Here is a 13,392-nt window from a genome sequence, read left to right on the forward strand (position 1 = left end):
TCGCGGCAAGCGGTCTTTTGCCGCGAATCATAGAAAGCGGCTATTAGTTCGATAGCCAGCTATTTTTCCAAGATGGTCTACCCTCTGATCAGACGTCTGAAACAAGGGGGATTATCCATGCTCGCGCAACTTCCACCGGCCTTACAGAATCTGCAGTTACCGCTACGCCTGCGACTCTGGGACGGCCATGAATTCAATCTGGGGCCGACGCCCAGCGTCACGATTGTGGTCAAGGACCCACAAATGGTTACCCAGTTCACTCATCCCAGCCTGGACGCGCTCGGAGCAGCGTTTGTCGAGGGCAAACTGGAGCTGGAGGGTTCCATCAGCGACGTGATTCGCGTGTGCGATGAATGGAGTCAGGCGCTGATAGCAGAGGACGATGGCAGTCAGCCTGTACGTACCGTCCACGATAAGGAAACCGACGCCAAGGCGATTTCCTATCACTACGATCTGTCCAATGCGTTTTATCAGCTGTGGCTTGATAGCGACATGGCCTATTCCTGCGCTTATTTCGAGACCGGCAGCGAGAGTCTTGAGCAAGCCCAACAAGCAAAATTCCGCCATCTGTGCCGCAAGTTACGCCTGCAACCGGGTGAATATTTGCTGGATGTAGGCTGCGGCTGGGGCGGGCTGGCGCGGTATGCGGCTCGCGAATTCGGCGCGAAAGTGTTCGGTATCACGCTGAGCAAGGAGCAACTGGCCCTGGCCCGTGAACGCGTAAAAGAGGAAGGGCTGGAGGACCTGGTCGAACTGCAATTGCTCGACTACCGCGATTTGCCGCAAGACGGTCGTTTCGACAAGGTTGTCAGCGTCGGTATGTTCGAACACGTGGGTCACGCCAACCTGGCCGAGTACTGCAAAACCTTGTTCGGAGCGGTGAAGGAGGGTGGCCTGGTAATGAACCACGGGATCACGGCCAAGCACACCGATGGTCGTCCGGTGGGACGTGGCGCTGGGGATTTCATTGAGAAATACGTATTCCCCAATGGCGAACTGCCGCACCTGTCGATGATCTCTGCCGAGATCAGCGAGGCAGGACTCGAGATTGTTGATGTCGAGAGCTTGCGTCTGCACTACGCGCGCACCCTTGACCATTGGAGCGAACGCCTGGAAGACAACCTTGAAGCCGCCGCCAAACAGGTGCCGGATCAAGCGTTGCGGATCTGGCGGTTGTACCTGGCCGGCTGCGCCTACGCGTTCGCCAGGGGCTGGATCAATCTGCATCAGATCCTTGCAGTGAAGACCCATCCGGATGGCAGCCATGAACTGCCATGGACCCGTGACGACATCTACACGCCTTAAAGAATCGGCGAAATAAGCCGGGCAACCCGCATGCCGACCTGTTGCAGGCGGTGGGTTTCCCGGCTTTCTTCTTTGGCGATTTCGTGAGCCTGGGCGAAGTCATCGTTGAGCATCCGCTCCACCTCGGCAGCAAAGGCGCTATCGACCGTCAGTAGCATCACTTCGAAATTCAGCCGGAACGAACGGTTGTCCAGGTTGGCGCTGCCTATGGCGCTGATTTCGCTGTCGATCAAGACCACCTTCTGATGCAGGAAACCGGGTTGGTAGCGGAACACGCGCACCCCGGCACGCACGGCTTCGAAGGCATACAGGCTTGAGGCTGCGTAGACGATTCGGTGATCAGGTCGTGACGGCAGCAGAAGCCGCACATCCACCCCACGCAATACCGCCAGGCGCAAGGCGGCGAACACCGCTTCGTCCGGAATGAAATACGGGCTGGTGATCCACACCCGTTCGGTTGCCGCGTGGATAGCTTCGACGAAGAACAACGAACAGGTCTCGTAGGAATCCGCCGGCCCGCTGGCCAGCAATTGGCAAAGTACCCCGTCGTCCGGGTACACATCGGGCAGGATCAGGGGCGGTAGTTCGCGCGCAGCCCAGAACCAGTCTTCGGCAAAGGATTCCTGCATGCACGCCACCACCGGGCCGCGCACTCGCACATGGGTATCGCGCCAAGGCGCCAGGGGTGGTTTCTCGCCCATGTATTCGTCGCCGACGTTGTGCCCGCCGACGAAGCCCAGCACCCCGTCAACGACGACAATCTTGCGATGATTACGAAAGTTGACCTGAAAGCGGTTAAGCCAGCCGCTGCGGGTAGCGAAGGCTTTGACCTCGACGCCCCCCTCACGCAGCGACTGCACATAACTGTGGGGCAGGGTGTGACTGCCAATCCGGTCGTACAGCAAGTGAATCGCCACGCCTTCGGCGGCCTTCTGCAGCAGCAAATCACGCAGACGTTGCCCGAGGCGGTCGTCGTGAACGATGAAGAACTGGATCAGTACGGCTTCTTTCGCCTGACTGATGGCGTCGAATATCGCATCGAAAGTGGCGCGGCCGTTGATCAACAGTCGCACTTCATTGTTGGCCAGGCACGGCATGCGGCCCAGCCTTGGCATTGCTCTTAAAGAGGCGTAGGCGATTGAGGCGCGAGCGGTGAGTGCTTCTTCTATCCATGGCCGCCAGTTGAGCTCGGAGATGGCCTTGCGCATCTCTTCGTTGGCCTGGCGCCGGGCCTTGATGTAACCATCGAAAGTACTGCGGCCAAATACCAGATAAGGAACAAGCGTCAGGTAGGGTATAAAAACCAGCGACAGGGCCCATGCGATCGATCCCTGGGCGGTGCGAACGGTCAACACCGCGTGTATTGCCGCGATCATGCCCAGAAAATGCAGCAGGGCGATTGTGTAGCCAAAAATATGAGGGCCAAAATAATCCATGGGGGCAGCCTTGCTCCTGAAGATTCAATGCGTAACAGACCATGTTCCGGGCAGAATGTCGCTAATTAATTGACCCATGAACCGAAGACCGTGGCTGACGTCTAACGGCCACTATTGATCAGGAGTTTCACGATGAACGTTCGTCTGCTGGGTTTGGCCATGGCACTGGGTTTGGCACTTCCTGTGGCCGCTCAGGCGCAAATGCTTCAGCCAGGCTTGTGGGAGTTGACCTCAAGCAATATGAAAGTCGATGACCAGAACCTGCCGGATCTGCAATTGATCCTAGGTCAGCTTCAAAGTCAGATGACCCCTGAACAGCGCGCTCAGCTGGAAAAGCAGGGCATCACCATGGGCGGTAAGGGAATCCGCGCGTGCTTGACCCCGGAGCAGGTCAAGACTGACAACATTCCACTCACGGACCCGCAGTCGGGCTGCAAGCAGGAAATCACTGATCGCAATGGCAACCAGTGGAAATTCCGCTTCAGTTGTCCGAAGGCTCAAGGTGCGGGTGTCGCTACTTTCGTCAGTGATCGTGAGTTCACGACCAAGGTCAACGGTACCTTCAATGCCACCGGTATTCAGCAGAAGGGCAGTCTCGATACCCGCGCCGTATGGTTGGGTCAGGATTGCGGAACCGTAAAGCCAAGGGCCTAAGAGCTTCGCGGGCCAGCCTTGTTCCTGCAGACGTCACCGACTGACAGGAATGAGGCTGGCTTGCGAAGGGATTGCGTTCACACATGTCCACTTCCCGGTCGCCTTAACCATTCACAAGCTACTTCAACCTTCATCCTGCCGAAATCCTCACCGCTGCGACTGCGCACACTGACAAACCCACCGGCCTGCTCTTTCTCGCCAATCACGACCAGGTAGGGCACCGTTTGGCTGTGCTGGCGAATCTTGTAACCGACTTTTTCATGTCGCAGATCCGCCAAGGCGCGCACGCCCGTGCGTCGCAAGGTTTCGGTGACCGATTGTGCATAACTGGCCTGACTTTCATCGATGCTCACCACCATCACATGAGGGGGCAGGCGCCACTGTTGCAACTCTTGGTGACTGGACCAACACGTACCGTAGATCCTTTGCTGCAAGGTCCCGCTGATGTGATCAAGGGCGAATGCCTGCAGGACCTTGGTGGTGGGCACATGCGGGCCGGTCGTCAAATACTCGGAGTCACCCAGTCGGTAGACCGACAAGTGCTCAGGGTGCAGGGATGGAGAGGGTGTGTCACGGCGTCGTATCGAGTGGTTGGTCGCGGCCAGTGACTGCATGCGCGCTTCGATCAGGGGCAGATCGGTCGACGTCAGGGGGCGCTCAACGGCGAACTCGCAAAAGAATCCGTCACCCAGCACCGAGCCCGTCCGCATCTGTGCATGGGAATGGAGTTGCTTGACCGCCATCGCCAGCATCAACGAACAGGATCGTCGGAGGATCTCCAGCCCATCGGGCTCCTGCGGCGTCACAATACTGACCCTGGCGTTCGCCTTGATCATGAATTCGCAGTCCACTAACGCGCCGTCGACCCGTCCTGCTACTGCCGCATTGGCCAGCCCGGGACCAATACTCGCAGCAACCTCATGGACGGATAGCGGTTGATCGTATTCACGCAACGAACCATCGGGCAGGGTGATCTTGATCATGGTTTATTGTTCTCAAATGCTTCGATCACACGCGTAAACATTAGAGGCAAACGTTGTCGTTTGTCATGTAGACATTTGTCGGACCAGATCAGAGTGCCCGATGACCATGCTTAGAACGCGTTCTGCACGGTCATGGCTTGCTCAATGCGTTGTAGAGGGTATTGAGGTTGTGCTCGAACAAACCGGTAAACGTACTGGCCGGGCCGCTCGATGCGAGCGCATCGGAGTACAGGGTGCCGCCAATCTGCGCTCCACTTTCGTCGGCGATCTGCTTGAGCAGGCGGGCGTCCTTGATGTTTTCCATGAACACCGCCTTGACCCTGGCCTGACGAATCTGGGTGATCAGCGCAGCGACTTCGCTGGCCGACGGTTCGCGTTCGGTCGACAGGCCCTGAGGCGCGAGGAAGTCGATTCCATAAGCCTGACCGAGATAGCCGAAGGCGTCATGGGACGTGACGATCTTGCGATTGCCTGGAGGAAGCGAGCCGAGCTTGGCTTTGGCGTCGGCCAGCAATGCGTAGATCTGCTTCAGGTAGGCTTGGCTGTTGCGTTGGTAGTCGGCCTCGTTCGCGGGATCGGCGGCGATCAGCGCTTGGGTGATGTTGCTGATGTACAGCTCGCTGTTCGCCAGGTTGTGCCAGGCATGGGGGTCTGGAATGGTTTTGCCGTCCTCATCCAGTGAGCGCGGAATGACGCCGTGGCTGGCGCTGATCACCGGTGCTTTGGTTTCAGTGCTGGCCACCAGGCGATCCAGCCATGGTTCGAAACCCAAGCCATTCTTGATAATGAGTCTGGCCTTCAACAGCGCTTGCGCGTCATCTGGTGACGGTTCGTACGTGTGGGCATCGGCGTCCGGGCCGACCATGTTGGTGATCTGGATATGCTCGCCACCGACCTGATGGGTCATGTCGGCGAGGATGCTGAAACTGGTGACCACCTGAAGTTTTTCCGCGGCGGACAGCGACATCGACAGCATCAAACTGAACAGCACGAGTAAAGCGCGCATCGGGTAATACCTCATTGGGATGTGAGCAAAGGCGGGCGGCGCAGCAATCCGTGCACCGGTCCGAACACCACGGACACCAGATAGAAACCACCCGCCACCAGCACAATGGCGGGACCGCTGGGGAGTGAGTCATGGAACGACAGCAGCAGACCGAGCCACACCGAAAGGCTGCCGAGCAGCGCGGCAATGGCAATCGATACCGGCAGTTGACGGCTCCAAAAACGCGAAGCGGCGGCGGGCAGCATCATCAAGCCAACCACCATCAAGGCCCCGATCGCCTGGAAACCAATGACCAGGTTCAGCACCACCAGCGTCAGGAAGATGCCATGGGCCAGGGGGCCGAGACGGCTGACGGTTCGCAGGAAAAGCGGATCGAGGGTGTCCAGCACCAGCGGACGGTAGATCAGCAGCAAGGCGATCAGGCTGGAACCGCAGACCCACAACATGCCGGTTAAAGTCGGGGCATCGACCGCTAGCGCCGAACCAAAGAGCAGATGCAGCAGGTCCAGACGTTTACCGGCGATACCCAGGATCAATACGCCGCTGGCCAGAGAGATCGGGTAGATAGCGGCGAGGCTGGCGTCTTCGCGCAGACCGGTGCGGCGGGTGATCCATGCGGCGAGGCCCGCCATGCCAAGCCCTGCGGTGAGACCGCCGATGGTCAACGCGCCGAGGCTCAAACCGGCGAGCCAGAAGCCCAGTGCAGCGCCGGGCAAGATGCCATGGGCCACCGCATCACCAATCAGACTCATGCGTCGCCAGATCAGAAATACGCCCAGCGGGGCCGTGCTGCACGCCAGCGCCAATCCACCGAGCAATGCACGGCGCATGAAGACGAACTCGTGAAACGGTTGCCAAAGATCTGCGGCGGCGAACATCAGGCCACCTGCATTTGGGGTTGTTGATGAATCAAGTCCAAACTCGGCCCGAGGACGCATCCACTGCTTTTGATCAGCAGGGTTTGTGGCATGTGTTGGCGAACAGCGGCCAGGTCGTGGCACACGACGACCAAGGTTCGGCCCTCGGTATGCCAGGCATGAATGTGTTCCCAGAGAAGCGCCTGACCCGATTCATCGAGGGCAGCGTGAGGCTCATCGAGCAGCAGCAAGGGTGCGTCCGTGAGGCTCAAACGAGCAAGCAGGGCACGCTGCAGTTCGCCGCCGGACAGGGCCATCAACGGGCGCTGTTCCAAACCGACCAGGTGCCAACTTTCAAGTACGGCTTCGAGGCGTTGCCTGCGTGTCTCTGGCGATTGCTTGCTGCCCCAGAAACCCGCGGCCACCAGGGCCTGGAGGCTGATGGGAAATTGCCGGTCCAGGTGTTGTTGCTGTGGCAACAAAGAAAGTGCGCCTCGACGTTTAACCCCCAGCACCACATTGCCGGCCAGCGGCTTTTGCAAGCCAGCGATGACTTTCAGCAGACTGCTTTTACCTGAGCCGTTAGCCCCGATAACGGCGGTCAGGCTGCCCGAGGCTAACTCGAAATCCATCGGTGGCGTCAGCGGCTGACCGGGTACCCCCCATTGCAAGGCTTGGCAACGGATCATGCGACCTCCCAATTCCAGCGACTTTCAGCGACGGCATCGTGGGCGTGCAGGCTTTCTGCATGGACGACTCGAATGTGAAAGGCATTGATGCCCGGGGCGCGTTTCAAGGACTGATTCAATCGTCGCGCAGCGTCTTCACAGAACATCAGGTTCTGACCGTTGGCCAAGGCGAACGCCTGCTCGTCTGCGCGCTTGACCGCGGTTTGCACGGCGGTACCGAGGGCTGCTTCGGCGTCGTTGATGATTGCAATCAGTGGCAGCTCATCCAGGAAGTCATCCAGACGAAGATGCAATTGGGCGATGCTGCGTTGGCTGTGCGGCGTCGCCACGATGCCTTTTGTTGACCCGAGCCAAGCCAAAACATCGGCGTGTTGCAGAGAGGTGTTGGCGAAATCAGAGATGAACTGTTGCTGAATCAATTGCCGGGACAGTGCTGCTGAACAGGGACAGGTTGAGGAATAAGGCACGTCGATTTTTAGTTCCACGTGGAACATTGCGTTCTTCAAATGCGCTTCGATGGTCACGGGGTAGGTTTTCCAGCCAGCCAGCGGGCTAATCAACGCGGGTCTTTTGAGCAGTAAATCCGTGTGAATTTTTACGGATGCGCGGCTGGAAATCCCTGGATGGCTGTCGAGGAAGCGCTGTAACACTCGTCGTAGAACAGGCGGCGAGAGCGTTTCCTGTTCCAGTTGTTCCAGCGCCAGATAAAGACGCGACATGTGGATGCCGCGTGCTTCTCCATCGTCCAGGCTCACTCCGGCATCAGCCTTTGCCACCAGGCGTTGGCCATCGAACAAAACAGGAAGAGCAATGCCACACATGCCCACCCACTCCAGTGGCAGGGCTTGGCGTGAGGCCTGCACGGCGATATCCGGCAGAGTCAGCGCATTCATAAGCAGGTCCATCGTGGGAGTTGAAATGGCATGTTATATTATAACAATAAATTCGACGATGCCTTTTTCACGAGCGGGCTTTCACCATGCACAGACGTCACTTGCTCAATCTGATTCTGGCCAGCACGGCCTTTGCTTTGCCCTTCGGTGTGTCGGCCACACAAATTCGCAACGCGCGGCTTTGGCGTTCGGACGGTAACTTGAGATTGGTCTTTGATCTGAGCGGGCCGGTGCACTACAAGACGTTCACCTTGAGCGCGCCGGAACGGCTGATCATCGATGTGACAGGTGCCGACCTCATCGGCGACTTCAGTCAATTGGCGTTTGCCGGCAGCTTCATTCGTTCGATTCGTTCAGGGCGCTTCGGACAGGGTGATACCCGAATCGTCCTGGACCTCGACAACCCGGTACAGCTCAACAGTTTTCTTCTGCCACCCCAGGACGGGCAGGGGCATCGCCTGGTGCTCGATCTGAAGACCGCCGCGCCCTTGCAGATCGCGCAGGCCCCCGACGGGATCATCGCCAAGCCTCACCCCAAGCGCGACATCATAGTGGTCGTTGATCCTGGTCACGGAGGCAAGGACCCTGGCGCCGTTGGGTCCAAGGGGGAACGTGAAAAAGACGTGGTGCTGTCCATCGCTCAGTTGTTGGCCAAACGACTGAAGCGGGAAAAAGGCTTCGATGTGAAGCTGGTACGGAACGACGACGTCTTCGTCCCGTTACGCAAGCGTGTGGAGATTGCCCGCAAGCACAACGCCGACATGTTCATCTCGGTGCATGCCGATGCGGCACCGCGCCTCACGGCTTCAGGCGCTTCGGTGTATTGCCTGTCCGAGGGCGGCGCGACCTCGGCCACGGCGCGCTTCATGGCGCAACGGGAAAACGGCGCTGACCTGCTGGGTGCGACCCGTCTGCTCAACCTCAAGGACAAGGACCCGATGCTCGCCGGAGTGATTCTCGACATGTCGATGAACGCCACCCTCGCTGCCAGTTTGCAGTTGGGCAGCACGGTCCTGGGCAGTTTGGCGGGCATCACAACGTTGCACCAAAAGCGTGTGGAACAAGCCGGGTTCGCAGTGCTGAAGTCACCGGACGTGCCGTCGATCCTGGTGGAAACCGGCTTCATTTCCAATCCCCGCGATAGCCAGCGATTGGTGACGGCACGCCATCAGCAGGCAGTGGCGGACGGCTTGTTTGAAGGTCTGCAGCGCTACTTTCAGAAGAATCCACCGGCCAATAGCTACATCGCCTGGCAGCAGGCGCAGAAAACGTCCTACGCCTGACTAGCAGCCAGCCACACGGCTGCAAGTGAACCTGGCACTGCTGCCGCCGGAGCTGGAAAAACGGTTGACCGTGGTCCAGCCGACGCGGCGGTTATAGCCGACCCAGGTTTCGCCGTCAGAAGCGATGCCGGTGAAAAAGGTCAGTTGGCCGTAACGACTGTTGGTCTGCGCCCAATAGCGTTTTCCAGCCACTTCGAACCCGCGCAGATAAATCGTGCTACCGGCCGTGTTGACGCTGTAGGCATTGCCATCGGCGTCCACGCAAGCCAGCAAGTTGGCGCTGCGGGTGCAGGTGGCCAGGGTCGGAATTTGCCCCCAGGCATCGACAACGACCAACAATGCAGCGCTTGTCAGCGCCAATTTCAGGGCATTACGCATGGCGTTTCTCTTGGTTGGAAGGGGCTCCGGCATTCTGCCCGTTGTCATCGCAGGCAAAAAGGGAGTGGTTCGATTAATTGGTTATATTATAACATTCAGTACGGCCCGACGATTTGACCGGGCATCCCCTGTGAGGAGCACCAGATGCCTGATCGTCTTCCCGTCACCGTGTTGTCCGGCTTTCTCGGCGCCGGAAAAAGTACACTTCTTAATTACATACTACGTAATCGCGAAAACCTTCGGGTCGCTGTCATCGTCAACGATATGAGCGAAATCAACATCGATGGTAGCGAGGTGCAACGGGATGTGCGCCTTAATCGTGCCGAAGAAAAACTCGTGGAAATGAGCAACGGCTGCATTTGCTGCACCTTGCGCGAAGACTTGCTCGAGGAGGTGAGCAAACTCGCGATGGACGGTCGTTTTGATTACTTGTTGATCGAGTCCACGGGCATCTCCGAACCGCTGCCCGTCGCGGAAACCTTCACCTTCTGCGACGAAAGCGGCCAAAGCCTCAACGACATCGCCCGGCTCGACACCATGGTCACCGTGGTCGATGGCATGAACTTCCTGCTCGACTACCAGGCGGCCGACAGCCTCGACTCTCGTGGTGAGACCTTTGGCGAAGAGGATGAACGTTCGATCACCGACCTGTTGATCGAGCAGATCGAATTCGCCGACGTCATCCTGATCAGCAAGATTGACCTGATCAGCAGCCGCGAACGGCAAGAATTGATGGCAATCCTCAAGCGGCTTAACGCCCGCGCGGAAATCATTGCGATGGTCATGGGGGAAGTGCCGCTGAAAAAAATCCTCAACACGGGTCGGTTCGACTTCGAAAAAGCCGCCGAGGCGCCGGGCTGGCTGCAGGCGTTGCGGGGTGAACACCTGCCGGAAACCGAAGAATACGGCATCGCTTCTACAGTTTATCGTGCGCGCCGACCCTTCCATCCGCAGCGGTTTTTCAACTTTATCGATCGTCCGTGGGTAAACGGAAAACTGCTGCGTTCCAAGGGTTTCTTCTGGCTGGCAAGCAAACACAAGGATGCGGGCAGTTGGTCCCAGGCCGGGGGGCTGATGCGACACGGGTTTGCCGGACGTTGGTGGCGTTTCGTGCCGAAAGACCAATGGCCGCAGGAGGAAGAAAGCACGGCCGGCATCATGGAGCACTGGACTGCTTCCACGGGAGATTGCCGGCAGGAGCTGGTGTTCATCGGCCAGAACATCGACTTCGCGAAACTCACCGGCGAGCTCGACGGCTGCCTTCTGACCGATGAAGAAATGGCGCTCGGTGTCGAGGGTTGGCAACGGCTGCCAGATCCATTCGGCCCATGGCATGAAGAGGCGGCCTGATGCTGACGCTGACCCCTGTAGTCGCGAACCCGGCCGCGACGCGCGCCATCCATCAGCATCAGGCTGCTACTCCGCAGTCCCTGGCCCGCATCTTGGACGATGATGTGAACCTCGCCGTCTGGAATCGCCAGCTCCCGGCCCATATCGCGGATTTCGCCACCCTGCTGCTGTCCCTGAACGAGCCGCTGGCCGAGTCATTGTCTCTGGAAATGCCCGATGACGAAGCCGAGCCCGATCTCTACGGATTGGCCTCACGCTTCAGTGATCTGCAGGGCTATGAAGGTTTCATCGCCGACCTGTCGTGGCTGGTCCGTGCGTTCGCTTGTTTACTCGGCGCCAGGGGCATCGGCCTGCGTCTGCGGGTTTTGGACAAAGCGATGTGCCCGCGTTTTCACGTCGATCATGTACCGGTGCGGCTGATTACCACCTATGCCGGGATCGGCAGCCAGTGGCTGATGGAAGGCGCGATGGATCGCCGACAATTGGGTAAGCCTGACGCTGAACCCCAGGACAACTCGCTGATCGGGCAGATCGCCAGCGGCGACGTGGCCTTGCTCAAGGGGGAGAAATGGCACGGCAACGAAGGTTTCGGGTTGATTCACCGCTCGCCGCCACTCGCTGCTGGCGAGCGCCGTTTGATCCTCACCCTCGACTGGTTGAGCTAGTGACTCAGGGATCGAGCCAGGTGCCCTGGCTCTGCGTCTCGCAAAACGGCTTCAGATACGCCGCATCGGTGGCCACGCCGTAATAGTGAATATCCTGCCGGTAAGGCATATTGGCGACTTGAGCGTTGCTGCAAACGCCGAATGCTCCCGCAGGGCAATGGTCGAGGTACTGCACCTCGACTGTCTGCCCGGCCAGATTCGGTTGGCAGAAGCCGTCGGCGAACAGTTTTCCGGGATGTTGCGGTTCTGCTGGCAGACCTTCACATCGAGCCTTTCAGCCTGACTGTGGACGACGCAGGCTTGAGCCAGCGCCTCGCCGCGTACCAGCGTCAGGAGCAACGACCATCCCCTCAACCGCATCCTTACCTCCGCAGAAAATCTCGATCATGTTGCAGAACATTCCCACCCACGTCATCGCCGGGCCATTGGGTGCCGGCAAGACCAGTCTGATCAAGCACCTGCTGGCGCAGCGCCCGGCTGGAGAGCGTTGGGCAGTGTTGATCAATGAGTTCGGCCAGATCGGCCTCGACGCCGCGCTGCTGACGCAGGACGCCGATGGTATCGCACTGGGTGAAGTCGCCGGGGGGTGTTTGTGTTGCGTCAATGGCGCGCCGTTTCAGATCGGACTCGGCCGACTGCTGCGCAAGGCGCGACCGGATCGCTTATTCATTGAACCGTCCGGACTGGGGCATCCGGCGCAGTTGCTCAGGCAGTTGAGCGAGGCGCCGTGGGTCGGCGTGTTGGCGGTGCAGCCCTGTGTGATGGTGCTTGATGCACAAGCCCTGGCCAGCGGCAAAGCGTTGCCCGAGTCGCAACAGGACGCGTTGAGCAGTGCCGGTTTGCTGTTACTGAACAAGGCCGACGGTCTGGGCGCCAATGCTCGCCAGCGAATAGCTGCGCAGTTGCCTGCTCGTCCATTGTATTGGACGCAACAAGGGCGCTTGCCGCTGAGCGAATTGCCGGGACTGGCGGCTCAGGGAACGGCGGGTGTGGATAACTTTGTGATGCCCAGGGGGCTGGCACGGATACCGGCCATCTGGAGCGATCCAGCGTTACCGATTTGTTTGAGTCAGGAACAGGAGGAGGGGTGGAGCATTGGCTGGCGCTGGCATCCCGGCCAGGTATTCGATGTGGCGCGCGTCACCCATTGGCTCGCAAGCCTCGGCTGGCGACGCGCGAAGCTGGTTATCCACAGTGTCGAGGGGTGGGTCTCGGCGAATGCGCTGGAAAGTGCCGAGTTGCAATGGCAGGCGAGTGAGTGGCGGCAGGATTCGCGGATCGAATTGATTTTCAGTGCGCCACAGGATGTCGGCTCATTGCAGCAGAGCCTCGCCGAGTGCCGGTTGAGCGCGCATTAGCTTGCTCGCGCTCAAGGCCGCCACTTGTTGTGTTCTTGCCGCCAGTGGCTCAGCTGGATCACTTCGGCGCTGGGTCTTGCGACATCAACCACGGGGGGCGTGTCGTCGAAAGGTGCCGGGTAGGGTGCCAACTCGATTTGCGCACTGTGGGCGCCGAATTGGGTAATGGTGCCGCTGTGGCGAGTTTCGCCGGTTACGGTGAATTCGAAGTTATACACACGGGCCAGGCGTCGGCGACCACTGGCATCCTTGATGAAGCCGATTTTTTTCAAGGCCACGTTGCCATCCAGCAACTCGATCCCGAGCTTGCCGCAATGCTGTTTGACCCGCTCCAGCGCACGTTCGCGCAGGCCATGGTTGTGCCAAAGCCAAGCGCCCGCCGTGGCGAACAACATCAGCACGAAAATATTTCCAAGGGTCAGCATCGACAGGGTGCTCCAACAAGATAGTGTCAGCTTAACTGCGTCGCCGGTCTGTCGTACAGGCTGCGTTTAGTCGCATACTGCGTGGCTCGAATTTCAATCGTTTTACGGAT

The 13,392-nt window shown here is 58.9% G+C and carries 14 protein-coding genes and 1 pseudogene; 6 read left to right on the forward strand and 9 right to left on the reverse strand.

Annotated elements, in window-relative coordinates:
• Positions 1 to 117: 117 nt before the first annotated feature.
• Positions 118 to 1,305 (forward strand): C17 cyclopropane fatty acid synthase CfaB, encoded by a 1,188-nt coding sequence (gene cfaB / locus ACVWYU_RS00890; protein ID WP_247255229.1) that lies wholly within the window; start codon positions 118 to 120, stop codon positions 1,303 to 1,305.
• Here cfaB and cls read toward each other — a convergent pair.
• Positions 1,302 to 2,741: a cardiolipin synthase gene (gene cls / locus ACVWYU_RS00895; RefSeq protein ID WP_248914589.1), complete on the reverse strand. Its 1,440-nt coding sequence runs from the start codon at positions 2,739 to 2,741 to the stop codon at positions 1,302 to 1,304. The genes cfaB and cls overlap by 4 nt on opposite strands.
• Before the next feature lie 132 nt (positions 2,742 to 2,873).
• Between cls and ACVWYU_RS00900 the strand changes: the two genes are divergently transcribed.
• Entirely contained in the window at positions 2,874 to 3,395 is a 522-nt protein-coding gene (locus tag ACVWYU_RS00900; protein WP_090326836.1) for a DUF3617 domain-containing protein, read from the forward strand.
• 77 nt (positions 3,396 to 3,472) lie between these two features.
• Here the strand turns inward: ACVWYU_RS00900 and ACVWYU_RS00905 are convergent, their stop codons facing one another.
• The 5 genes from ACVWYU_RS00905 to folE2 all read right to left on the reverse strand — a co-directional run bounded on the left by ACVWYU_RS00905 (position 3,473) and on the right by folE2 (position 7,823).
• The gene (locus ACVWYU_RS00905; protein WP_247255231.1) at positions 3,473 to 4,378 is read right to left on the reverse strand and encodes a His/Gly/Thr/Pro-type tRNA ligase C-terminal domain-containing protein; all 906 of its coding nucleotides are present in this window, start codon (positions 4,376 to 4,378) and stop codon (positions 3,473 to 3,475) included.
• Positions 4,379 to 4,508: 130 nt separating this feature from the next.
• A complete protein-coding gene (locus ACVWYU_RS00910; RefSeq protein WP_457371700.1) occupies positions 4,509 to 5,384 on the reverse strand; it encodes a metal ABC transporter substrate-binding protein in 876 nt (291 codons plus the stop codon).
• Positions 5,385 to 5,395: 11 nt separating this feature from the next.
• Positions 5,396 to 6,262 carry a metal ABC transporter permease gene (locus tag ACVWYU_RS00915; protein ID WP_457371701.1) on the reverse strand — a complete coding sequence of 289 codons (867 nt, stop codon included), beginning with the start codon at positions 6,260 to 6,262 and terminating at the stop codon, positions 5,396 to 5,398.
• Entirely contained in the window at positions 6,262 to 6,930 is a 669-nt protein-coding gene (locus tag ACVWYU_RS00920; protein ID WP_457371702.1) for a metal ABC transporter ATP-binding protein, read from the reverse strand. Before ACVWYU_RS00920 ends, ACVWYU_RS00915 begins: the two co-directional genes overlap by 1 nt.
• A complete protein-coding gene (folE2, locus tag ACVWYU_RS00925) occupies positions 6,927 to 7,823 on the reverse strand; it encodes a GTP cyclohydrolase FolE2 (protein WP_248914585.1) in 897 nt (298 codons plus the stop codon). Before folE2 ends, ACVWYU_RS00920 begins: the two co-directional genes overlap by 4 nt.
• Positions 7,824 to 7,909: 86 nt before the next feature.
• On the opposite strand from folE2, the gene ACVWYU_RS00930 reads away from it, so the two are divergent.
• Complete coding sequence (locus ACVWYU_RS00930; RefSeq protein WP_457371703.1) at positions 7,910 to 9,106, forward strand: N-acetylmuramoyl-L-alanine amidase; 1,197 nt, start codon at positions 7,910 to 7,912, stop codon at positions 9,104 to 9,106.
• On the opposite strand, the gene ACVWYU_RS00935 is transcribed toward ACVWYU_RS00930, so the two are convergent.
• Positions 9,107 to 9,484 (reverse strand): glutamine synthetase, encoded by a 378-nt coding sequence (locus ACVWYU_RS00935; RefSeq protein WP_457371704.1) that lies wholly within the window; start codon positions 9,482 to 9,484, stop codon positions 9,107 to 9,109.
• Between the two features lie 144 nt (positions 9,485 to 9,628).
• Between ACVWYU_RS00935 and zigA the strand changes: the two genes are divergently transcribed.
• Together zigA and ACVWYU_RS00945 are read left to right on the forward strand one after the other, a co-directional pair.
• A complete protein-coding gene (gene zigA / locus ACVWYU_RS00940) occupies positions 9,629 to 10,834 on the forward strand; it encodes a zinc metallochaperone GTPase ZigA (RefSeq protein ID WP_457371705.1) in 1,206 nt (401 codons plus the stop codon).
• A complete protein-coding gene (locus ACVWYU_RS00945; RefSeq protein ID WP_457371706.1) occupies positions 10,834 to 11,499 on the forward strand; it encodes a DUF1826 domain-containing protein in 666 nt (221 codons plus the stop codon). Before zigA ends, ACVWYU_RS00945 begins: the two co-directional genes overlap by 1 nt.
• Positions 11,500 to 11,503: 4 nt before the next feature.
• Here ACVWYU_RS00945 and ACVWYU_RS00950 read toward each other — a convergent pair.
• Positions 11,504 to 11,859, reverse strand: a pseudogene (locus ACVWYU_RS00950) (NADH:ubiquinone oxidoreductase).
• A gap of 26 nt (positions 11,860 to 11,885) precedes the next feature.
• Between ACVWYU_RS00950 and ACVWYU_RS00955 the strand changes: the two are divergent.
• A complete protein-coding gene (locus tag ACVWYU_RS00955; protein ID WP_457371707.1) occupies positions 11,886 to 12,857 on the forward strand; it encodes a CobW family GTP-binding protein in 972 nt (323 codons plus the stop codon).
• An 11-nt stretch (positions 12,858 to 12,868) separates the two neighbouring features.
• Here the strand turns inward: ACVWYU_RS00955 and ACVWYU_RS00960 are convergent, their stop codons facing one another.
• On the reverse strand, positions 12,869 to 13,282 hold the full coding sequence (locus tag ACVWYU_RS00960; RefSeq protein ID WP_390957821.1) for a DUF3301 domain-containing protein: 414 nt from the start codon (positions 13,280 to 13,282) through the stop codon (positions 12,869 to 12,871).
• Between the last annotated feature and the right edge of the window lie 110 nt (positions 13,283 to 13,392).

The sequence above is a fragment of the Pseudomonas sp. TE12234 genome, assembly GCF_054061835.1.

Bases quoted from the DNA above. Each gene is read 5' to 3' on its own strand.
- cfaB (WP_247255229.1), top strand. From the start codon at position 118: ATGCTCGCGCAACTTCCACCGGCCTTACAGAATCTGCAGTTACCGCTA.
- cls (WP_248914589.1), bottom strand. From the start codon at position 2,741: ATGGATTATTTTGGCCCTCATATTTTTGGCTACACAATCGCCCTGCTG.
- ACVWYU_RS00900 (WP_090326836.1), top strand. From the start codon at position 2,874: ATGAACGTTCGTCTGCTGGGTTTGGCCATGGCACTGGGTTTGGCACTT.
- ACVWYU_RS00905 (WP_247255231.1), bottom strand. From the start codon at position 4,378: ATGATCAAGATCACCCTGCCCGATGGTTCGTTGCGTGAATACGATCAA.
- ACVWYU_RS00910 (WP_457371700.1), bottom strand. From the start codon at position 5,384: ATGCGCGCTTTACTCGTGCTGTTCAGTTTGATGCTGTCGATGTCGCTG.
- ACVWYU_RS00915 (WP_457371701.1), bottom strand. From the start codon at position 6,262: ATGTTCGCCGCCGCAGATCTTTGGCAACCGTTTCACGAGTTCGTCTTC.
- ACVWYU_RS00920 (WP_457371702.1), bottom strand. From the start codon at position 6,930: ATGATCCGTTGCCAAGCCTTGCAATGGGGGGTACCCGGTCAGCCGCTG.
- folE2 (WP_248914585.1), bottom strand. From the start codon at position 7,823: ATGAATGCGCTGACTCTGCCGGATATCGCCGTGCAGGCCTCACGCCAA.
- ACVWYU_RS00930 (WP_457371703.1), top strand. From the start codon at position 7,910: ATGCACAGACGTCACTTGCTCAATCTGATTCTGGCCAGCACGGCCTTT.
- ACVWYU_RS00935 (WP_457371704.1), bottom strand. From the start codon at position 9,484: ATGCGTAATGCCCTGAAATTGGCGCTGACAAGCGCTGCATTGTTGGTC.
- zigA (WP_457371705.1), top strand. From the start codon at position 9,629: ATGCCTGATCGTCTTCCCGTCACCGTGTTGTCCGGCTTTCTCGGCGCC.
- ACVWYU_RS00945 (WP_457371706.1), top strand. From the start codon at position 10,834: ATGCTGACGCTGACCCCTGTAGTCGCGAACCCGGCCGCGACGCGCGCC.
- ACVWYU_RS00955 (WP_457371707.1), top strand. From the start codon at position 11,886: ATGTTGCAGAACATTCCCACCCACGTCATCGCCGGGCCATTGGGTGCC.
- ACVWYU_RS00960 (WP_390957821.1), bottom strand. From the start codon at position 13,282: ATGCTGACCCTTGGAAATATTTTCGTGCTGATGTTGTTCGCCACGGCG.